Here is a 19,982-nt window from a genome sequence, read left to right as displayed (position 1 = left end):
CGCAATGGCCAAGATGATTGCGTTCGACGAGGACGCCCGCCGCGGTCTCGAGCGGGGTATGAACACCCTCGCTGACGCCGTCAAGGTGACGCTCGGCCCGAAGGGCCGCAACGTCGTGCTCGAGAAGAAGTGGGGTGCGCCGACGATCACGAACGACGGCGTCTCCATCGCGAAGGAGATCGAGCTCGAGGACCCGTGGGAGAAGATCGGGGCCGAGCTCGTCAAGGAAGTTGCGAAGAAGACGGACGACGTCGCTGGTGACGGCACCACGACCGCGACCGTTCTCGCCCAGGCCCTGGTTCGCGAGGGTCTGCGCAACGTGGCCGCCGGCGCCAACCCGCTCGGCCTCAAGCGCGGCATCGAGCAGGCCGTCGAGGCCATCGCCGAGCAGCTCCTGAAGAACGCCAAGGAGATCGAGACGAAGGAGCAGATCGCTGCTACCGCGTCCATCTCCGCCGCTGACCCCACGATCGGCGAGCTCATCGCCGAGGCGATGGACAAGGTCGGCAAGGAAGGCGTCATCACCGTCGAGGAGAGCAACACCCTCGGTCTCGAGCTCGAGCTCACCGAGGGCATGCGCTTCGACAAGGGCTACATCTCCGGTTACTTCGTGACCGACCCCGAGCGCCAGGAAGCGGTCCTCGAGGACCCGTACATCCTGCTGTTCGGCTCCAAGATCTCCACGGTCAAGGACCTGCTCCCGCTGCTGGAGAAGGTCATGCAGGGCGGCAAGCCGCTGCTGATCATCTCCGAGGACGTCGAGGGCGAGGCCCTGGCCACGCTGGTCGTCAACAAGATCCGCGGCACCTTCAAGTCCGTCGCCGTCAAGGCCCCGGGCTTCGGTGACCGCCGCAAGGCCATCCTCCAGGACATCGCCACCCTCACCGGTGGCCAGGTCATCACCGAGGACGTCGGCCTGAAGCTGGAGAACGCCGACATCTCGCTGCTGGGCAAGGCCCGCAAGGTCGTCGTCACCAAGGACGAGACCACCATCGTCGAGGGCTCGGGCGACGCCGACCAGATCCAGGGTCGCGTCAACCAGATCCGCGCCGAGATCGAGAAGTCGGACTCCGACTACGACCGCGAGAAGCTCCAGGAGCGCCTCGCCAAGCTCGCCGGCGGCGTCGCCGTCATCAAGGCGGGCGCGGCCACCGAGGTCGAGCTCAAGGAGCGCAAGCACCGCATCGAGGACGCCGTCCGCAACGCGAAGGCCGCCGTCGAGGAGGGCATCGTCGCCGGTGGTGGCGTCGCGCTCCTGCAGGCCGCCGAGGCCGCGTTCGAGGGCCTGAAGCTCACGGGCGACGAGGCCACCGGTGCGAACATCGTCAAGGTCGCCGTCGAGGCGCCCCTGAAGCAGATCGCCGTCAACGCCGGCCTCGAAGGCGGCGTCGTGGTCGAGCGCGTCAAGTCCCTGCCCGCGGGCGAGGGCCTCGACGCCGCGACCGGCGAGTACAAGGACCTGGTCGCCGCCGGCATCATCGACCCGGCCAAGGTCACGCGCTCCGCGCTGCAGAACGCCGCGTCCATCGCCGCGCTGTTCCTGACGACCGAGGCCGTCGTCGCGGACAAGCCGGAGAAGAACGCCGCTCCGGCCGCGCCGGACGCCGGTGGCATGGACTTCTGAGTCCAGCCGCTGCTGTTCCACCTCGGAAGGCCCGGTCCCGCTTCGGCGGGGCCGGGCCTTCCGGCGTTCCGGTGCTCAGGAGGCGGGCAGCGGCGTCTCGCACTACCTTCCGGTTCGGTCCCTGAGTGACCTGACCGCGGAGGTTCGAGTGCCTGCGCTCAGCGAGATCTCAACGCTGCTTGAGCGCGTGTGCGCCCTCCTGGACCAGGCTCGCGGTTGTGTCGTTCACGCGGAGGAGCACGTCTGTGCGGCACTCACGCAGTTCGTCGCCGTCATGGACGGCTCTGTCGATCCCGACGTCGAGGCGGTCCACGCGGAGTGGCACCGCTGCCAGGGGGAGATGCGGGTACTCGACGGGTTGCTGAGCGATGTTCTCCACACGACTCGTGCCCGTCTGAACGCGGTGGCGAAGGACTCGGTGCGGACGGAGGTGGGGACGCACCGGCCGACCGCGGAGACCGGGCGATCAGAGACCGAGCGATCACCCACGCCGGTCGACCAGGCTTCGGGGCCGCCCGCGGTCGCGCCGGCACTCGCGGACCAGTTGCGTCGCGCGCTGCCGTCGCCGGTTGACCCGATCGCCGAACCTGGACGCAAGACGCACGGTCAGTGGATCGGGCCGGACGGTCAGGCGCGGGCGATCGTCAGCGGGAAGGACGAGGACTCCCAGGCTGCCGGCGAACTGCTCCGCAGTCTCGGAATGCCGGTCAGGAGCATCACCAGAGCGTCGGACGTCGAGATGAAGCTGGCCGCGCGCATGGTCCGCGACGGCATTCGGCACTCGGTGGTCTTCATCAACAACGTCCCCTGCCGGGGACGGTTGAGCTGCGACACCCTTGTGCCGATCATGCTCCCGGCGGGTGCGACCCTGACGGTGCACGGCGTGAACAGGGACGGCACGTTGTTCGTCAAGCAGTACACAGGAGGTGCCCGGCCGTGGTGGCGCTAGAGATTTGGTACGACGTCGACGCCGACGACCCGACGCTGATCCGGACTCCGGAGGAGCTGGACGCCGTTCTCGACGCGGTCGCCGCCTGGCCGTTCCCGGGACAGCTGCAACTCCTCATCGCGGACGACCCCGGTCAGGTCGTCCTGGACGTCGGTATCGACGGAACGAACCAACGAGGTGTTCTCTTCTACTCCGGTCCCGACTTCCCCGATGCCTACGCGAGCCGGGGGAGCGACATCGCGGAGCAGGTTCCCGTCTACTACTACATGGGATCCGACACCGAGTTCCCCGCTACCGCTGAGATTCCGCTGGCTGACGTTCGCCGTGCCGCCCACGAGTACATGAGCACCGGCGGCGGCCGCCCCAGCGATGTCGCCTGGCAGGTCTGGACGGATTAGGTGCGGTCCGCCGCGCACGCGGACCACTCAAGCCCCCAAGCCAGCACCCCGGTGCGGGCGCGGCACGCCCCCGAAACCCCCTACCGCGCCAATCCCTGCAAAACCGTTCCCCACACCGAAAACGGCTCAAAGCATGATCGTCGGCGTCACCACGGTCCGCCCCGGTTCCCCGTGCGAGTTCACCAGGTGCACGAGGATCTGCGTGGTCCCGGCCGGAACGTCCGGCAGCACGAACCGCCCGCCGTCGTCGGCACGGGTGCACGACGACTTGTGGTCGGCGACGCGCACCTCGACCGTGTGTTCGCCGGCGGGGACGAGCCAGCCGTCGATGCGGTGGCGGGAGCCGGTCGACGTGAAGTTCACCATCAGCGTGAGGTTGTCGACGGTGAACGTGATGGTGCCGGTCTGGCCGCCGCGCACGCCCGCGAAGGAGCCTGCGCGTTCCCAGCGGGCCACCTCCACGTCGAGGTCCTCCAAAGCGATCGCGAACTTCACGCGGTCGACGAGGTCTGCGGGAGGTGGATCGAGTTCGTCGACCAGCCTGTTCAGCTCGGAGAGGACTGCGGTGTCCTCAAGGCCCCTGCGGTCGTCGCGCGGGTCGATCTCGTTCACCGCGATCCTCCTTCCGTTTCCAGGTAGTTGCGCAGCAGGTTCAGGCACCGTCCCCTGGTCGGACCGATGCTGCCGTGGGGCATGGCGAGTGCTTCGGCGACTGCTCGGTACTCGGCGCGACCCGCGAGCACGGTGAGCCGGAGCAGTTCCTGGCACTTGGTGGTGAGCCGGCCGAACGCGAGCCACAGCCTGCGGTCGCGGTCGTCCATCAACGTCACGTCCTCTGGCAGGCCGGTGTCGGACTCCAGCTGTTCGGCGTACTCGTCGGACAGGTGGGTCTCGCGCTTGTTCGGCGTCCAGGTGCGGCGTGCTTCACGCCTGGTCGTCACGACCAGGTAGCCGACCAGGGCGCGCGGTTCCTTGATGGTGTCGATCTTGCGGAGGAAGGCGAGCCACACCGTTTGCACGACGTCCTCCGCCGCGGTGCGGTCGAGGCCTTGGCCGCGGGCGACGTGCCACACCAGCGGGGTCAGCTCGGCCACGAGGACGTCGAGTGCGTTGCGGTTGCCTTCGCGTGCGGCGGCGACGCAGACCGCATGCCGTTCGGTGCCTTCCAGCCCGTCCCACGGCGTTCGGTCATCCGCCGTGTGCAGCTCGTCCACGCAGCACCTCCGATCGGCCGCCACGTCAGCGCCGTTCGCCAGGTCAGGAGGCGTCGACTGGGCGGTAGATACAAAATTCACTCAATTGGAGCAGTCTCGCCCATCGTCCGCCCTCATCTTCCCCTGGGTGCACCAGCGGCCCGTGATTCCCCCTCCGCATCACGGGCCGCCCTGGTGGGAGCTGCGCCGGCCGGCACCCCTCGAACCGGCTGACGCTCGCTCCACGTCCTGTCGCTCACTGAACAAGAGCGGCGAACCAGGACCCAGATACGCACTCCGACGCGGGGATGCGAGAAATCGCTCCCGGATTTCCGAAAGCACATCGACTTGCGCACTATGGTCTAGACCATGCCGATTCTCGAAGTCATCGCACTCGACGCAAGGGACGCCGTTGCTGCTCAGGAGGGCGGCGCGCACCGCCTGGAGCTGGTCGCCGACATGGCCGCGGACGGGCTCACGCCGTCGGTCGCCACCTTCACGGAGGTGCGGAAGGCGTGCGACCTGCCCATCAGGGTGATGCTGCGCGACCGGAACGGGTTCGCGCCAGGCGACCTGAGGCAGCTGCGCCGGACCGCCGCCGAGCTGCGGGAGGCGGGTGCGACCGAGTTCGTCCTCGGGTTCCTCGACGCGGAGGGCGAGATCGACGAGGGCGTCACGCTCAACCTCGCCGCCGAGCTGGAGGGCTGCGCGTGGACGTTCCACCGCGCGCTCGACAACTCGAACGACGTGCGCAAGGGCTGGCAGACCGTCGCCGGCCTCGGCTGCGACACCGTGCTCGCCGCCGGTCACCGCAAGGGTGTCGAAGCGGGCAGGGAGGTCCTGAAAGAGCTGGTCAACGCCCAGCCGCCCACGCTGCTGGTCGGCGGCGGCCTCCAGCCCCACCACGTCGCGGAGCTACTCGAAGCGGGCATCACCGCGTTCCACGTCGGCAGCGCCGTGCGGCCGGGCGGGTGGGACGAACCGGTCGACCCGGCATCAGTTCGGCAATGGATCAACCGTCTGGTCTAGACCCTTAGCGCGGACCGTTCTAGTCTCACGTTGCTTCCTGTGAAATGGCTGTTGCACTATATGCAATGCGGAGGGCGCGATGAGGCTGAAGGCACTCGTGGCCGTGCTGGGCGTGGGCGCGGTGGTCGCCTGCGCTCCGGTGCAGTCCGGACCGGCGAACACGGCGGGGGACGAGAAGACCGGGCAGCTGCGGGTGTGGCTGTTCGACGAGGTCAACCGCGGGCCCAAGGAGGCGGTGGTCAAGGAGGCCGTCACCGAGTTCCAGGGCAAGCACAGCGGCGTGACCGTCGACGTGCAGTACATCCAGGTGTCCAGCCGGGCGGAACGGTTCAAGGCCGCCTTCAGCGACCCCAAGAGCGCGCCGGACGTGGCGGAGTTCGGCAACACCGACCTCGCCGGCTACGTCTCCGCGGGCGGCTTCTCCGAGCTGGACCTCAGCGCGTGGAGCGAGTCCAAGGACCTGGTGCCGACGATCCTCGACACCGCCAAGGTCGACGGCAAGACCTACGGCGTGCCGTGGTTCGTCGGCGTCCGCGCGCTCTACTACCGCACGGACGTCTTCTCCGAGCTCGGCCTCAAGCCGCCGGCGACGCTCGACGAGATCGCGACCACGGCCCGTGAGATCCGGCAGCGCAAGCCCGAGCTGATCGGCATCTCCGCCGGCGGCAAGTACCTGTTCGCCGCCCTGCCGTTCATCTGGGCCAGCGGCGGCGAGATCGCCAAGTCCGACGGCGGCAAGTTCACCGCCGCCGTCGACAGCGCGGAGGCCAGGGCCGGTGTCGCGAAGTACACCGAGCTGATCAAGGACGACATCTGCCCGCCGGCCACCTGCGCGGGCAACGGCGGTGACGCGAGCGTCGAGGCGTTCCGCGCGGGCAAGGCGGCCATGACCATCGGCGGCGACTTCAACCGCAAGTCGGTCGACGCCTCCAGCGCGGCCGGCAAGTACGCCGTCGTGCCGCTGCCCGGCAAGACCGCGGGCTCGATCGCGCCCGCGTTCGCCGGCGGCAACCTGCTCGGCGTCATGAAGGGCACCCAGCGCAAGACGCTCGCGACCGAGTTCACGCAGCTGCTCGCGTCGAAGGAGTACCAGCAGAAGATGTACGCGGCGATGGGCAACCTGCCGACGTTCACCGACGTGCAGAAGCAGGTCGCGGACTCGGACAAGTTCCTGGAGCCGTTCACCAAGACCCTGCAGGCCGGCACGAAGTTCGTCCCCGTCACCCCGGCGTGGGCGAAGATCGAGGCGCAGACCGTGCTGCCGACGATGATCCAGGAGGTCGTCACCGGCGCGAAGAACGTCGACACGGCCACCGCCGACGCCGCCAAGACGATGAACGCGGCCTTCACGTCGTGAGCATGACCGCCAAGGGCCAGGGGCGGACCGCGTTCGCCTACCTGGCACCAGCGCTGCTGGTGCTGGGCGGCCTGCTGGCCTACCCGATCTACCAGCTCGTGCTCATCTCGCTCTTCGACTACGGCCAGGAGCAGGTGAGCGGCGGTGCGCCGCTGGAGTTCCTGGGCCTCGGGAACTACCAGAGGCTGCTGGGCGACCAGCAGTTCTGGACCGTGCTCGGGCAGACCGTCGCCTTCGCGGCGGTCTGCGTGGTCGGCACCCTGCTCGTGGGCGCCTTCCTCGCGATCATGGCCACGCGGGTCAGGACGTGGGTCCGCATGACGTTGTTCCTGGCGGCGCTCGGCGCGTGGTCCACGCCCGCCGTCGCCGGCTCGACGATCTGGCTGTTCCTGTTCGACGCGAACTTCGGGTTCGTCAACGAGGTCCTCGGCATCCAGGGCTTCTCCTGGACGTTCGACAGGTGGACCGCGTTCGGGCTCGTCGCCGCCCAGGTGATCTGGTGCTCGTTCCCGTTCGTCATGGTCACGCTCTACGCGGGCATCAAGGCGATCCCCGGTGAGGTGCTGGAGGCCGCGGCGCTCGACGGCGCCTCGGCGTTCCGCACGGCGTGGAGCGTCATCCTGCCGCTGCTGCGGCCGATCATCCTCGTGGTGACGATCCAGTCGATCATCTGGGACTTCAAGATCTTCACGCAGATCTACGTGATGACCAACGGCGGCGGCATCGCCGGGCGCAACCTCGTGCTCAACGTCTACGCCTACCAGCAGGCGTTCGCGGCGTCGGAGTACGGGCTGGGCGCCGCCATCGGCGTCGTGACGACCGTGCTGCTGCTGGTGGTCACGCTGTTCTACCTGCGCGCACTGCGCCGTTCCGGGGAGGCCCTGTGAAGCGCTGGCTGACCGAGGGCTTCGTCCTCGTCATCGCCGCAGTCGTGGCGTTCCCGCTGTTCTGGATGGTGCTGAGCGCGTTCAAGCCGGAGGACGAGATCATCTCGGCCGACCCGGTGCCGTGGACGACGCGGCCGACGCTCGACAGCTTCACGCGGGCGCTCACGGTCGCGAACTTCGGGCGCTACTTCGTGAACAGCATCGTCGTGGCGCTGATCGTGGTGGCGCTGAGCATCCTGATCTCGTTCCTCGCGGCGACCGCGCTGACCCGCTTCCGGTTCCGCAGCCGCACCACGCTGCTGATCATGCTGCTGGTCGTGCAGATGGTGCCGGTCGAGGCGCTGACCGTGCCGCTGTTCTTCCTGATGCGGTCGGTCGGCGACACCGTGCCGGTGTTCGGCCTGAACCACCTGGGCTCGCTCGTGCTGGTGCACCTGGCGTTCAGCCTGCCGTTCGCGATCTGGATGCTGCGCGGCTTCGTCGCCGCGGTGCCGGTGGAGCTGGAGGAGGCCGCCACCCTGGACGGCGCCTCGCGGTTCCGGTTCCTCTGGCAGGTGCTGTTCCCGCTCGTCGCACCCGGACTGGTGGCGACGTCCGTGCTGTCGTTCATCCACGCCTGGAACGACTTCCTGTTCGCCAAGACGTTCATCATCTCCGCTGTGGAGAACCAGACCCTGCCACTGGCTCTCCAGGTCTTCGTCAAACCCGACCAGAACGATTGGGGCGCGATCATGGCGGGCTCCACCCTGATGACCATCCCTGTGCTCGTCTTCTTCATCTTCGTCCAGCGCCGGCTCGTGTCCGGTCTCGCCGGGGCGGTGAAGGGATGAACCTGCTGCCACGTCCGGTGTCCTATGTGGATGGCGGAAGACTCGTCGACTACAAGGGCTGGGAGACCGTGCTCGTCGACGGTCCGCCCGGCGGCTACCGGTTGCTCTCCTCCGACGACGGCGTGCTGATCGAGGCGCACGACGCGGCGGGCGAGATGAACGCGCTGCAGACCCTGCGGCAGCTGCTCGGCCCCGGCGCGTTCCGCGCGGCGGGCGACAAGCCGCGGGTCATCCCGGCCTGCGAGGTCGTCGACTTCCCGCGGTTCGCGTGGCGGGGCGTCATGCTCGACGTCGCCCGGCACTTCCTGCCCAAGCGGGAGGTGCTGCGGTGGGTCGAGCTGCTGTCCGTGCACAAGCTCAACGTCCTGCACCTGCACCTCACCGACGACCAGGGCTGGCGCTTCGAGGTGAAGGCCTTCCCGAAGCTCACCGAGGTCGGCTCGTGGCGGGAGGACTCGCGGTTCGGCGACCGGCGCTCGGGCGGGCTGACAGGCCGTCCGCACGGCGGTTTCTACACCCAGGACGACCTGCGCGAGATCGTCGCGTACGCGGCGGCCCGGCACGTCACGGTGGTCCCGGAGATCGACATCCCCGGCCACTCGCAGGCGGCGATCGCGGCCTACCCGGAAGCTCGGCGTGCACGGCGGTGGCGTGTGGACCGACTGGGGCATCAACGAACGCGTGCTCAACACCGAGGAGTCCACAGCGGACTTCTACCGGGTGGTCTTCGACGAGCTGATGGACGTGTTCCCCGCGGAGGTCATCGGGCTCGGCGGCGACGAGGCACCCGGCCACGACGGCGAGCTGGTCCGCGAGATCGCGCGGCACCTGGTGCGCAGCGGGCGGCGGCCCTACGGCTGGGACGAGGTCCTCGACTCCGCCCCGCTGCCGGCGGGCACGGTCGTGGCGTCCTGGCGCGGCGTGGAAGGCGGTGTCACGGCGGCCCGCGAGGGCCACGACGTGGTGATGTGCCCCGAGGAGTTCGTCTACCTCGACTACCGGCAGTCCGGCTCGGACGACGAGCCCATCCCGGTGGGCACGGTGACGACGCTGGAGGACGTCTACGCGTGGGAGCCGGTCCCGGCCGAGCTCACCGGTGACGAACCGGGGCGCGTGCTGGGGGCGCAGGCGAACATCTGGACCGAGCACCTCGACTCGGCCCGGCGCGTGGACTACGCGGCGTTCCCGCGCCTGGCGGCGTTCGCCGAGGTCGTGTGGTCACCGGCGGAGAAGGACCCGGAGTTCGTGCGGCGGCTGCGCGAGCACCACCTGCCGCGGCTCGACGCACTGGGGGTGGAGTACCGGCCCCTCAACGGTCCCCACCCCTGGCAACGGCTACCCGGCGTTCCCGGTTTTCCACGGTGATCACATCGCGGCGTCTTCCTCGGGCATGAGGATCCACGCGGCGACGTAGAGGACGGCGCCGGTGCCGAAGCCGAGCAGCGTGGCGGCGACCAGGACGATCCGCAGCAGCGCGGCGTCCACGCCGATCATCTTGGCCACGCCGCCGCAGACACCGGCGACCATCTTGTCGCTCCGGCTGCGCCGGAGCTTCTTGACCTTCGTCGTCGCTTCGTCGAGCACGTTGTTGTTCATGGCTCAAGAATCGTCGGTTCCGGGCGGTCGCACATCGGTGACCACCCGGAACCCGACCCTGAGTCGTACTCTGGGGGTCATGGACTCCCCGGAGGCGGTACGCCGTGCGTGATGTCCTGTTCGAACTGGCCGACCGGGTCGCGAGCGGCGAGACCGTCGGCGTCGGGACGGTGGTCGCGACGTTCAGCTCGGCACCCCGGCCGGCCGGTGCGGCGATGCTCGTGACCGGGGACGGCCAGGCGATCGGCAGCGTGTCCGGCGGGTGCGTCGAAGGGGCCGTCTACGACCTCGCGCAGACGACCGGCGAGCCGGTGCTGCAGCGTTACGGCGTCAGCGACGACGACGCGTTCGCCGTCGGCCTGACGTGCGGCGGGATCATCGACGTCTACGTCGAGAAGATCGACGCGGAGACGTTCCCGCAGCTCGGCGAGGTCGTGGACACCGTTCGCGCTGGGGAACCCGTGGCCGTCGCGACCGTCGTCGAGCACCCGGACCGCATCGGGCAGCGGATGGTCATCTGGCCCGATCGCCGCTCGGGCACGCTCGGGTCGTCCCGCGCCGACGACGCCGTCACGGACGACGCGCGCGGCATGCTCGCGAGCGGGCGGTCCGGCGTGCTCCGGTACGGCCCGGACGGCCAGCGCCGCGGCGAGGGCATGAGCGTGTTCGTGAACTCGTTCGAGCCGCCGCCGCGGATGCTGGTGTTCGGTGCCATCGACTTCGCCGCCGCCATGGCGAGGCTCGGCGCGTTCCTCGGCTACCGGGTGACCGTGTGCGACGCACGGCCCGTGTTCGCGACCCGCACCCGTTTCCCCGAGGCCGACGAGGTCGTCGTCGCGTGGCCGCACAGGTACCTGCGGGCCGAGGCGCCCAAGCTCGACGAGCGGACGGTGATCGCCGTCCTCACGCACGACCCGAAGTTCGACGTGCCGCTGCTGGAGGTCGCGTTGCGGCTCAAGGTCGGCTACGTCGGCGCGATGGGTTCCCGCCGCACGCACGAAGACCGCCTGCGGCGGTTGCGGGAGGCGGGGCTGACCGAGGGCGAGCTCGGCGCGCTGGCCTCGCCGATCGGCCTGGACCTGGGCGCCAGGACACCGGAGGAGACCGCGGTGTCGATCGCCGCCGAGGTCATCGCCCTGCGGTGGAGGGGAACCGGCCGCCGGCTCGTGGACCTCGGTGCACCGATCCACCACTGAACGGCCCGGTGATCGCCGAGGTCAGCGGCGAACTCGCCGGCCAGTTCGCGGAACACCTGGCGAGCACGGCGGCTTCCGGGGATGCTGACGAGGTGGCGCAACAGCAGCATCTCCGAGTGGTTCCCGACGAGCCGATCGACCTGATCGACACGGCAGGCGTTCCGGCGTTGAAGCGCGTGCTCCCCGTCGCGGCCGGTGTACTGGCCGTCGTGCTGTTACTGGCCCTGCGACGCAGGCGGCAGCGCTGAAGCGTGCTCACCGGTGGCCGGCCCTCGTGCTGGCCGCCGGTGTCGCGCTGTCCGGGTGCACCGGCTCACCGGTCGTGCTCACCTCGGCCCCGGTGCCGCCGTCGTCCCCCTCACCGGTCCCACCGCCGGCCCGCTCGTTCACCCTCACCGCCGGCGGCGACGTGCTGGTCCACCCGGCGCTGACCGACCAGGCGGTCGCCGACGGCGGTGCCGCGGGCCGCGACTTCCTCCCGTTGTTCTCCGGCATCCGCGACACGCTCAAGGCCGACCTGTCGCTGTGCCACCTGGAGGTGCCGCTGGGCAAGAAGGAGGGCCCGTTCTTCGGCTACCCGTCCTTCCTCGCCCCGCCGGAGGTCGCGAAGGGCCTGGTCGACGTCGGTTACGACGCGTGCTCGACCGCCTCGAACCACACCCTCGACCGCGGCGTCTCCGCGATCACGACGACGCTGGACGCGATGGACGCGGTGGGGCTCAAGCACACCGGCTCGTACCGCACGCAGCAGGAGTCGGCCACACCCCTGATCCTCGACGCGAACGGCGTGAAGGTCGCCCAGCTGTCGTTCACCTACGGCTTCAACGGCATCCCGCTGCCCCAGCCGTGGCGCGCGAACCAGATCGACGCCGACAAGATCCTCGCCGACGCGCGCGCCGCCCGCGCCGCCGGAGCCGAGGTCGTCGTGCTGTCCGTGCAGTGGGGCAACGAGTACCAGCACGCCGTCACCGCCGAGCAGAAGGCACTGGCCCGCCGGCTGCTGGCCGACCCGGCACTCGACCTGATCATCGGCACGCACGTGCACGTCGTGCAGCCGTTCGAGAAGATCGGCACCAAGTGGGTCGCCTACGGCCTGGGCAACGAGGTCGCCCGGCACGCGGAACCCCGCGGCGTCACCGAGGAGGGCGTGGTCGCCCGCTTCCGCTTCGAACAGGGCCCGGCCGGCTGGTCCGTCACCGAGGCCTCCTACACCCCGACCCTGGTGGAGCTCGGCCCGCCGATCCGGCTGGTGGACCTGACGCGGGTGCCTGCGACGGAACGGCGGACGCAGGCGGTCAGCCGCACCGAGGAGATCGTGTTCAGCCTCGGCGCCAACCAGCACGGGCTGGTCAGAGGGAAGCCCTGACCCGTTCGAACCGCTCGGTCCAGCGCTAAGATCCGAATGTCGGTTCGGGAGGAGGTGCGGTTGTGGTCGACAAGCTCCACGATCCGTTGTTGACGCCGAAGGAGACCGCGAGGCACCTGCAGATTCCTCGATCGACGCTTGACCGGTGGTTGCGTGAAGAAGCAGATGGCGCTCCACTGGTCCACCGAGTCGATCCTGACCGGCGTGGCTGGCCGTCAGTGCCTTTCGTGGCCGTGGTGGAGGCATACGTCCTCCGGTCGCTGCGTGATCTCGGGCTTCGAATGAACAAGATCCGAGACGCGGCCGAGGCCGTGCGCCGGGAGTTCGACACCCCGTACGCGCTGGCAACTCGCAAGATCGCGACCGATGGTGTCGACATCTTCTTGGAGTACGCCGACGGAGACATCGCACGCGTCGGTGATCAGCAGAGACCGATTCGCGATTTGTTGAAAGCACACATGAAATACATCGGGTGGGACACCGGCGACGGGTTGGCGGCGTCGCTCAGGTTGAGGCAATATCCCGATGTCGCTCCTGTGATCATCGATCCCCGCTTCGGCTGGGGAGCCCCGGTGATCGAGGCCAACCACGTGCCGGTCAACGCGATTGTCGACATGTGGCTCGCCGGCGACTCCCTGAAGGAAGTCGGATACGAATACGACCTCACTCCGGAACAAGTCGAATCGATCTGCCGAGCCGCCCAACGTGTCGTCGCCTGAATTCTTCCTGGACAGAAGCCTTGGCCGAGGGGTCGCCGAAGGTCTTGCTCGTCTCGGGTGGACCGTGCACCGCATCACCGATCACTTCCCCGATGACGCGCAGTTCACCGCGGACGACGAGTGGTTGGAGTACGGACTGGACCGGGGCTGGGTCCCGTTGTGCAAAGACGGGCGGATCAAGGGGCGGCCACCTGAGCGGCGGCCTGTCGAGGACAGGCTGGCGGTGCTCTTCTACCTCGACAACCAGCAGCTCCGCCGAGACGAGATGATCAGCAGGTTCCACAACGCGCAGGCCGCGATCCACCGCGCCGTGACGCGGGGCGGCCCGGCGATCTACGCGGTGAAGGAGGACGGCATCAGGCGCACCTGGCCGTGAGGTGCGCAGCCCGTGGAGTCAGAGGGAAGCCCTGACCCGGTCGAACCGCTCCGTCCAACGCCGGTCCACGACCTCGAACTCGCCGATCCGGTCCGGCACCGGCGCCTTCGCCGGCACGCGCAGGTAGCCGTTCTCCGGCTTCAGCGACTCGCTCGTCACGTCGCCCTGGAACAGCTCCACCGTGGCGAGCCCGCACGCGTGGTCGAGCTCGGGCAGTGCCGCGGCCAGCGCGATCCCCGCGGCCATGCCGACCGACGTCTCCAGCGCCGACGACACCACGCACGGCAGCCCGCACGCCTCGGCGATCTCCAGCGCCCTGCGGACGCCGCCGAGCGGCGCCACCTTGATCACCGCGATGTCCGCGGCGCCCGCGACGGCCACCTTGAGCGGGTCTTCGGCTTTGCGGATCGACTCGTCGGCGGCGATCGGGACGGTCGTCCTCCTGCGCACCTCGGCCAGCTCGTCGAGCGTGCGGCACGGCTGCTCCACGTACTGCAGGCCACCGGCCGCGCGGTCCATCGCCTTGATCGCCCTGACCGCCGTGTCGACGTCCCAGAGCATGTTCGCGTCGACCCGGACGTGGCCCTGCGGCCCCAGCGCGTCCCGGACCGCCTCAAGCCGCGCGCAGTCCTCTTCGAGCGTGCTCTCGGCGACCTTCACCTTGGCCGTCGCGCACCCCGACCTCGTCACGATCTCGTGCGCCCGCTCCGGACCGACGACGGGCACGGTGCAGTTGACCGGCACCCTGTCCCTGAGCGGCCGCGGCCACCCCTCGTACGCCGCCTCCAGCGCGCACCGCAGCCACGGCGCCGCCTCCTCGTCGTCGTACTCCTCGAACGGGCAGAACTCACCCCACCCCGCCGGCCCCTCGACCAGCACGCCGGTGCGGGTGGTGATGCCGCGGAACCGGACGTTCATCGGGATCGAATAGACGTGCACCGCCCGATTCAACCGCACCGGCGCCCCTCCAGCGAATGCCCGCCGCCGCGCAGGTGCACCGTCCCCACCGCCTGCACGGCGAGCAACGTGCACACGATCTGCCTGACCGCGTTCCGGCTCAGCAACGACACGTCCGTCGACACCGTGACGTCCAGCCCGCTCTCCACCCGGTCGACCGTCGCGGGCGCCGCGTCGAACGGCACCTCCGTGCTCAGCCCGCGCTGCTGCTCGTCGCCGCTGGGCCCCTGCGCGAGCAACGCCACGACGTCGCGGCCGGTGAGGCTGCCCTGGTCGCGGGCGACGGGCACGACCTGGCCGGCCGCGACCCAGTAGACGGACGGGGAGGGGTTCTCGACGGGACCGCTCGGGGCCTGCAGGCCCGGGATGACGCCGGTGGGGCGGATGCCGCAGGAGGCGAGGACCGCGACCGCGAGCACGGCCAGGATCGTCGGCGCGAGCTTGCGCAGGCGTCCCCTCGCAGGGGACCCCCGTTTTCCATTCTTCCAGCCGGCACCGACAGTTTTCGGGCTCACACCGGACTCCCAGTCGGCGGCTCCCCGGCTCACGCCGCATCCCCGGCCCGCAACGGCTCCCCGACCGGCAGCCGCAGCGTGAACACCGCACCACCGCCGGGCCGGTTCGCCGCCGTCAGCGTGCCACCGTGCAACCGCGCGTTCTCCCATGCAATCGCGAGCCCCAGTCCGCTGCCCTCCGACCGCCCCCGAGCCGAGTCGGCTTTGTAGAACCGCGCGAACACGTGCGGCAGCACCTCCTCCGCCAGTCCGGGCCCGGAGTCCGCCACCTCGATCACCAGCCACGACCCGTCGACCGCCAGCCGCACGGTGACGGGCGGGGCGCCGTGCCGCACCGCGTTGCCCACCAGGTTCGCCACGACCACGTCCAGCCGCCGCGGGTCGAGCCGGGCGCGCACCCGGTCGGGCAGGGTGGCGGTCACCTCGAAGCCGCGCAGCCGCAGCGTCGCCCGCACGACCTCGGCCACGTCCACGTCGTCGAGGGCCAGCGCGGCGGTGCCCGAGTCGAAGCGGGTGACCTCGATCAGGTCGTTCACCAGCCGCGTCAGGTTCTGCGTCTCCCGGTTCACCAGGCGCGCCGCCTGCCCGGCCACGCCCGGCAGTGCCGCGGTCTCCGCGTCCAGCACGTCCGTCACCGCCGTCATCGCGGCCAGCGGCGTCCGCAGCTCGTGCGACACGTCGGCCACGAACCGGCGGGCGTCGGCCTCCATCCGCCGCAGCTCGCCGACGTGGTGCTCCAGGGAGGCGGCGGTGCTGTTGAACGTCGAGGCCACGTCCGTCAGCTCGTCCCTGCCGCGGACCGGCACCCGTGCCGACAGGTCGCCCTGGCCGAGCCGGAACGCCGCCATCCGCAGCGCCCGCACCGGCCGCAGCACGCCCTGCGCGGCCAGCAGGCCCAGTGCCAGCGCCAGCACGAGGCCCGCGCCGCCGATCAGCCACGCGTTGCGGGCCAGCTCGTCGATCACCTCGGCCTCGCTGGTGAACGGGCGCAGCGCGTAGACCTCGATGCCGGACTCGCCACCGCCGGACACCCGCAGCTGCATCCCGATGACCAGCCACACCCGGCCCGCGTGCGACACGCGCTGCCAGCCGACGTAGCCGAACGACACGTGCCTGCGCAGCTCCGGCGTGATCACCGAGGGGTTCATCGAGCCCGCCGTGACGCCGTGCGCCGTGGCCAGCGCGTCGCCCTCCCGGCCGGACACGCGGGCCGCGATGCGCTCCAGGACCAGCGCGTCCACCGGGCGGGCGGGCAGCGGGTAGAGCTGCTCGACCCGGTTCGTGGTCTCGGTGACGGCCCGGTCCTGCGCGCGTTGCACGATCGCGTCGCGGGCCCGCACGTACCCGGCGCCCGCGACCGCCACTGCGGTGAAGACGCTGATGAACGCGAACGAGAGCAACAACCGCAGGCGCAGCGTCACAGCGGTCCGAACCGGTACCCGAAGCCGCGCACGGTCTGCACGTACACCGGTGCCGCCGGGTCGTCCTCGACCTTCGAGCGCAACCGCTGCACGCACGCGTCGACCAGCCGCGAGTCACCGAGGTAGCCCTGGTCCCACACGCTCTCCAGCAGCTGCTGCCGCGACATCACCCGGCCCGGCGCCGCCGACAGCTCCAGCAGCAGCCGCAGCTCCGTCGGCGCCAGCGCCACGGGCCGGCCGAGCCGGGTGACCACGAGGCCGTCGCGGTCGATCGTCAGGTCGCCGTACCGCTCGGTCTGCACGCTGGGCTGGCTGACCGCGAACCGCCGCAGCACCGCCCTGATCCGCGCCTCCAGCACGCGGGCCTGCGCCGGCTTGGCCACGTAGTCGTCCGCGCCCGCCTCCAGGCCCGCGACCACGTCGATGTCGTCGTTGCGGGCGGTCAGCATGATGATCGGCAGGTCGCCCGCGGCCCGGATGCGGCGGCACACCTCGAACCCGTCCACGCCCGGCAGCATCAGGTCGAGCACGACCACGTCCGGGTTGTCGCCCCTGGCCAGGAGGTCGAGGCCCTCCTCGCCGGTGCGCACCGCCGTCACCGCGTGGCCCTGGTAGGTCAGGGCCAGCGACAGTCCTTCCCGGACCGCCTCGTCGTCCTCGATCAGCAGTACGCGCGGCATGTCCTCCAGCCTTCCGGACGGGTCTCATGAGGACGTCCGTGCGACGTCATCGTTGCGCAACGACCGCACGGGCGCAGCGGGCGCAGTGGGCGCCGATCAGTCCAGTGCGGCGGTGTGGCGCAGCTGTTCGGGGGTCGGGTCGGCCCGCAGCACGGCGAGCGCCGCCGCGAACCGGTCGAAGCGCCGGTCCAGGTCGGCGAGCTCGCGGGTCGGTTCCGCGACCAGTGCGGCCCGGCCCGGCTTCGCGGGTGCCAGTGCGAGCGCGGCGCGGACCGGCACCGACCGGCGCAGTGCCACCAGCAGCGTCCACAGCCGCCGCTCGACCAGCGCCACCCGCACCGGGTCACCGGTCACGGCGAGGAAGTCGGTGCGGGCGGCGGTGGCGCGGCGGAGCTGTTCGGGGCACGTGAAGTCGGTGGACCGGACGACCTGGGCCTCGGGTGCGGCGGCGGCGAGCGACCGCTCCGACCGGAACCGGCCGCGGGGCGGGGGTGCGGCCGGGTTCCACATCCACCAGGTCGTCATCCGACCAGGTCGTCCGCGTCGACGATCTTGTACGCGTACCCCTGCTCGGCCAGGAACCGCTGCCGGTGCGCCGCGTACTCGGTGTCGAGGGTGTCCCGCGCGACCACCGAGTAGAAGTGCGCCTGCCGTCCGTCGCCCTTGGGCCGCAGCAGCCGGCCGAGGCGCTGGGCCTCCTCCTGGCGCGACCCGAAGGTGCCGCTGACCTGCACCGCCACCGATGCCTCCGGCAGGTCGATGGAGAAGTTGGCGACCTTGGACACGACCAGCGTGCGCAGCTCGCCCCTGCGGAACCGGTCGAACAGCTCCTCGCGCTCCTTGTTCTTCGTCGACCCCTTGATCACCGGCGCGTCGAGCTCCTCGCCCAGCTCGTCGAGCTGGTCCAGGTAGGCGCCGATCACCAGGGCGGGCTCGCCGGGGTGCCGCTCCAGCACCCGCCGGACCACCGGGATCTTCGTCCGCGCCGTCGAGCAGAGCTTGTACCGCTCCTCCGGCTCGGCCGTCGCGTACAGCAGCCGCTCGTTGTCCGTGAGCGTCACCCGCACCTCGGTGCACTCCGCGGGGGCGATCCAGCCCTGCGCCTCGATGTCGCGCCACGGCACGTCGTACCGCTTCGGCCCGATCAGCGAGAAGACGTCGCCCTCCTGCCCGTCCTCCCGGACGAGGGTGGCGGTGAGCCCGAGCCTGCGCCGCGACTGCAGGTCCGCGGTCATCCGGAACACCGGCGCCGGCAGCAGGTGCACCTCGTCGTAGACGATCAGGCCCCAGTCGCGCGAGTCGAACAGCTCCAGGTGCTTGTACTCGCCCTTCGACCTGCGCGTGATCACCTGGTAGGTCGCGATGGTGACCGGCCGGATCTCCTTGCGCTCACCGGAGTACTCGCCGATCTCCTCCTCGGTGAGGCTCGTGCGCGCGATCAGCTCCCGCTTCCACTGCCGCCCAGCCACGGTGTTCGTGACCAGGATCAGCGTGGTGGCCTGCGCCTCGGCCATCGCCGCCGCGCCGACCAGCGTCTTGCCCGCGCCGCACGGCAGCACCACGACCCCGGAGCCACCGGCCCAGAACGCCTGCGCCGCGAGCCGCTGGTAGTCGCGCAGCTTCCACCCGTCCTCGGCGAGCTCGATCGGGTGCGCCTCCCCGTCGACGTAGCCCGCCTGGTCCTCGGCCGGCCAGCCGACCTTGAGCAGCAGCTGCTTGAGCCGGCCGCGCTCGCTGGGGTGCACGATCACGGTGTCGTCGTCGATGCGCGCCCCGAACATCGGCGCGACCTTCTTGTTCCGCAGCACCTCTTCGAGCACCGCGCGGTCGGTGGTGGCGAGCACCAGCCCGTGCGCCGGGCTGTTGCTCAGCACGAGCCGCCCGAAGCGCCCCATCGTGTCCACCACGTCCACCAGCAGCGGCTGCGGCACCGGGTACCGGCTGAACCGCACGAGCGCGTCCACCACCTGCTCCGCGTCGTGCCCGGCCGCGCGGGCGTTCCACAACGCCAGCGGCGTCACGCGGTACGTGTGCACGTGCTCCGGCGCCCGCTCCAGCTCGGCGAACGGCGCGATGGCCGTTCGCGCCTCATCGGCCAGCGGGTGGTCTACCTCAAGCAGCAGCGTCTTGTCCGACTGCACGATCAGGGGGCCATCGGTCACCTGCCCAGTCTCCCTGACGGTGCCAAATGCGCTGCTGTCGCCATCACGGCGGACGCGGGGGCGGGCAACTGTGAGCCGACACACCGAGCCAACACCCCGTGTCGTACGTTCTCGCGCATGAGCACCGAGTCGACTGATCCCGTCGAGCCCACCGCGCAGCCACCCGCGGCCGAGGCGGAGTCCGACGAGTCGCCCAAGGGCAAGAACAGCTGGCTGAAGTTCGTCATCGTCGGTGTGCTGGCGGTGGTGCTGGTCGGCGGTGGCGTGTTCGTGTTCACGCAGATGGGCGGCCTGAACGCAGGCGACTGCGTGAGCGCGTCGCCGCAGGACGTGGACAAGCCGGACGGCGAGTGGAACGTCAGCTCGCAGGGCTGCGGCGACCAGGAGGCCACGCACAAGGTGGCGAAGGTGCTGGGCAACGCGGACGACCCGTGCCCGGACGAGGGCATCTACGAGCCGGTCAAGTCGGGCGGGGACTCGCTGTGCCTCATGCCGAACCTGGCCGAGGGCAACTGCTACACCTCCAGCGACGACGGCGCCTTCAAGAAGGAGGCGTGCACCGTCGAGTCGCCGGTGAAGATCGTGAAGAAGGTCGACGGGCTGCCCGAGGAGGGCACGGTGTGCCCGGAGGGCTCCAGCGAGCTGCGGTTCAGCGAGCCCGCGTCGGTCTACTGCATGGGTGTGCACGAGAACGCCTGATCCGGTGATCAGCCGGCTCGGACGGCTG

General features: G+C 70.3%; 23 protein-coding genes and 1 pseudogene. 15 read left to right on the top strand and 9 right to left on the bottom strand.

Translation table 11 applies throughout. From position 1 onward, the window contains the following. Positions 1–4: 4 nt before the first annotated feature. From groL to ACVDFE_RS03655, 3 genes are all read left to right on the top strand, one after another. The gene (gene groL / locus ACVDFE_RS03665) at positions 5–1,624 is read left to right on the top strand and encodes a chaperonin GroEL (protein WP_360385450.1); all 1,620 of its coding nucleotides are present in this window, start codon (positions 5–7) and stop codon (positions 1,622–1,624) included. 274 nt (positions 1,625–1,898) lie between these two features. Further along, positions 1,899–2,573: a DddA-like double-stranded DNA deaminase toxin gene (locus ACVDFE_RS03660; RefSeq protein WP_458429570.1), complete on the top strand. Its 675-nt coding sequence runs from the start codon at positions 1,899–1,901 to the stop codon at positions 2,571–2,573. Beyond that, on the top strand, positions 2,561–2,971 hold the full coding sequence (locus tag ACVDFE_RS03655; RefSeq protein ID WP_458429569.1) for an Imm1 family immunity protein: 411 nt from the start codon (positions 2,561–2,563) through the stop codon (positions 2,969–2,971). The genes ACVDFE_RS03660 and ACVDFE_RS03655 overlap by 13 nt, the downstream gene beginning before the upstream one ends. Positions 2,972–3,097: 126 nt before the next feature. Here the strand turns inward: ACVDFE_RS03655 and ACVDFE_RS03650 are convergent, their stop codons facing one another. Continuing rightward, positions 3,098–3,574, bottom strand: a complete 477-nt coding sequence (locus ACVDFE_RS03650; protein ID WP_458434261.1) for a carboxypeptidase regulatory-like domain-containing protein — start codon at positions 3,572–3,574, stop codon at positions 3,098–3,100. A 5-nt stretch (positions 3,575–3,579) separates the two neighbouring features. After that, positions 3,580–4,185 carry an RNA polymerase sigma factor gene (locus tag ACVDFE_RS03645; protein ID WP_360385458.1) on the bottom strand — a complete coding sequence of 202 codons (606 nt, stop codon included), beginning with the start codon at positions 4,183–4,185 and terminating at the stop codon, positions 3,580–3,582. A gap of 348 nt (positions 4,186–4,533) precedes the next feature. Between ACVDFE_RS03645 and ACVDFE_RS03640 the strand changes: the two genes are divergently transcribed. The 6 genes and pseudogenes from ACVDFE_RS03640 (at position 4,534) to ACVDFE_RS03615 (ending at position 9,632) form a co-directional block, all read left to right on the top strand. After that, positions 4,534–5,193: a copper homeostasis protein CutC gene (locus ACVDFE_RS03640; protein WP_360385460.1), complete on the top strand. Its 660-nt coding sequence runs from the start codon at positions 4,534–4,536 to the stop codon at positions 5,191–5,193. Between the two features lie 79 nt (positions 5,194–5,272). Next, complete coding sequence (locus tag ACVDFE_RS03635; protein ID WP_458429568.1) at positions 5,273–6,550, top strand: extracellular solute-binding protein; 1,278 nt, start codon at positions 5,273–5,275, stop codon at positions 6,548–6,550. 2 nt (positions 6,551–6,552) lie between these two features. After that, positions 6,553–7,437, top strand: coding sequence for a carbohydrate ABC transporter permease (locus ACVDFE_RS03630; protein WP_458429567.1), 885 nt, complete (start codon positions 6,553–6,555; stop codon positions 7,435–7,437). Further along, positions 7,434–8,267 carry a carbohydrate ABC transporter permease gene (locus tag ACVDFE_RS03625; RefSeq protein ID WP_360385466.1) on the top strand — a complete coding sequence of 278 codons (834 nt, stop codon included), beginning with the start codon at positions 7,434–7,436 and terminating at the stop codon, positions 8,265–8,267. Before ACVDFE_RS03630 ends, ACVDFE_RS03625 begins: the two co-directional genes overlap by 4 nt. Continuing rightward, positions 8,264–8,857 (top strand): annotated as a pseudogene (locus ACVDFE_RS03620) (family 20 glycosylhydrolase); the annotation flags it as partial. The gene ACVDFE_RS03625 and the pseudogene ACVDFE_RS03620, both read left to right, overlap by 4 nt. 61 nt (positions 8,858–8,918) lie before the next feature. Beyond that, entirely contained in the window at positions 8,919–9,632 is a 714-nt protein-coding gene (locus ACVDFE_RS03615) for a family 20 glycosylhydrolase (protein WP_458429566.1), read from the top strand. Here ACVDFE_RS03615 and ACVDFE_RS03610 read toward each other — a convergent pair whose 3' ends face one another. Continuing rightward, the gene (locus ACVDFE_RS03610; RefSeq protein WP_360385470.1) at positions 9,633–9,863 is read right to left on the bottom strand and encodes a PspC domain-containing protein; all 231 of its coding nucleotides are present in this window, start codon (positions 9,861–9,863) and stop codon (positions 9,633–9,635) included. A 104-nt stretch (positions 9,864–9,967) separates the two neighbouring features. Here ACVDFE_RS03610 and ACVDFE_RS03605 point away from each other — a divergent pair, with 104 nt between their 5' ends. From ACVDFE_RS03605 to ACVDFE_RS03585, 5 genes are all read left to right on the top strand, one after another. Beyond that, positions 9,968–11,059 (top strand): XdhC family protein, encoded by a 1,092-nt coding sequence (locus ACVDFE_RS03605; RefSeq protein WP_458429565.1) that lies wholly within the window; start codon positions 9,968–9,970, stop codon positions 11,057–11,059. A gap of 8 nt (positions 11,060–11,067) precedes the next feature. Then, a complete protein-coding gene (locus ACVDFE_RS03600; RefSeq protein ID WP_458429564.1) occupies positions 11,068–11,307 on the top strand; it encodes a hypothetical protein in 240 nt (79 codons plus the stop codon). 26 nt (positions 11,308–11,333) lie between these two features. Next, on the top strand, positions 11,334–12,425 hold the full coding sequence (locus tag ACVDFE_RS03595; protein ID WP_360385476.1) for a CapA family protein: 1,092 nt from the start codon (positions 11,334–11,336) through the stop codon (positions 12,423–12,425). 62 nt (positions 12,426–12,487) lie between these two features. Then, on the top strand, positions 12,488–13,144 hold the full coding sequence (locus ACVDFE_RS03590) for a DUF433 domain-containing protein (RefSeq protein ID WP_458429563.1): 657 nt from the start codon (positions 12,488–12,490) through the stop codon (positions 13,142–13,144). Beyond that, positions 13,131–13,520 (top strand): PIN-like domain-containing protein, encoded by a 390-nt coding sequence (locus ACVDFE_RS03585; RefSeq protein ID WP_360385480.1) that lies wholly within the window; start codon positions 13,131–13,133, stop codon positions 13,518–13,520. The genes ACVDFE_RS03590 and ACVDFE_RS03585 overlap by 14 nt, the downstream gene beginning before the upstream one ends. Positions 13,521–13,538: 18 nt before the next feature. Here the strand turns inward: ACVDFE_RS03585 and ACVDFE_RS03580 are convergent, their stop codons facing one another. The 6 genes from ACVDFE_RS03580 to ACVDFE_RS03555 all read right to left on the bottom strand — a co-directional run bounded on the left by ACVDFE_RS03580 (position 13,539) and on the right by ACVDFE_RS03555 (position 19,255). Continuing rightward, positions 13,539–14,459 carry an o-succinylbenzoate synthase gene (locus tag ACVDFE_RS03580; protein ID WP_360385482.1) on the bottom strand — a complete coding sequence of 307 codons (921 nt, stop codon included), beginning with the start codon at positions 14,457–14,459 and terminating at the stop codon, positions 13,539–13,541. 8 nt (positions 14,460–14,467) lie between these two features. After that, on the bottom strand, positions 14,468–14,992 hold the full coding sequence (locus tag ACVDFE_RS03575) for a GerMN domain-containing protein (protein WP_360385484.1): 525 nt from the start codon (positions 14,990–14,992) through the stop codon (positions 14,468–14,470). 29 nt (positions 14,993–15,021) lie between these two features. After that, complete coding sequence (locus ACVDFE_RS03570) at positions 15,022–16,413, bottom strand: ATP-binding protein (protein ID WP_458429562.1); 1,392 nt, start codon at positions 16,411–16,413, stop codon at positions 15,022–15,024. Further along, positions 16,410–17,093, bottom strand: coding sequence for a response regulator transcription factor (locus tag ACVDFE_RS03565; protein ID WP_360385488.1), 684 nt, complete (start codon positions 17,091–17,093; stop codon positions 16,410–16,412). Before ACVDFE_RS03565 ends, ACVDFE_RS03570 begins: the two co-directional genes overlap by 4 nt. A 96-nt stretch (positions 17,094–17,189) precedes the next feature. After that, complete coding sequence (locus tag ACVDFE_RS03560; protein ID WP_360385490.1) at positions 17,190–17,618, bottom strand: hypothetical protein; 429 nt, start codon at positions 17,616–17,618, stop codon at positions 17,190–17,192. Further along, positions 17,615–19,255 (bottom strand): DNA repair helicase XPB, encoded by a 1,641-nt coding sequence (locus ACVDFE_RS03555; protein ID WP_360385492.1) that lies wholly within the window; start codon positions 19,253–19,255, stop codon positions 17,615–17,617. The genes ACVDFE_RS03560 and ACVDFE_RS03555 overlap by 4 nt, the downstream gene beginning before the upstream one ends. A 117-nt stretch (positions 19,256–19,372) precedes the next feature. Here ACVDFE_RS03555 and ACVDFE_RS03550 point away from each other — a divergent pair, with 117 nt between their 5' ends. After that, a complete protein-coding gene (locus ACVDFE_RS03550; protein ID WP_458429561.1) occupies positions 19,373–19,954 on the top strand; it encodes an LppU/SCO3897 family protein in 582 nt (193 codons plus the stop codon). Positions 19,955–19,982: the final 28 nt, after the last annotated feature.

This window comes from Lentzea chajnantorensis (assembly GCF_054300775.1).
This window is presented reverse-complemented; position numbering and strand designations above follow the sequence as displayed.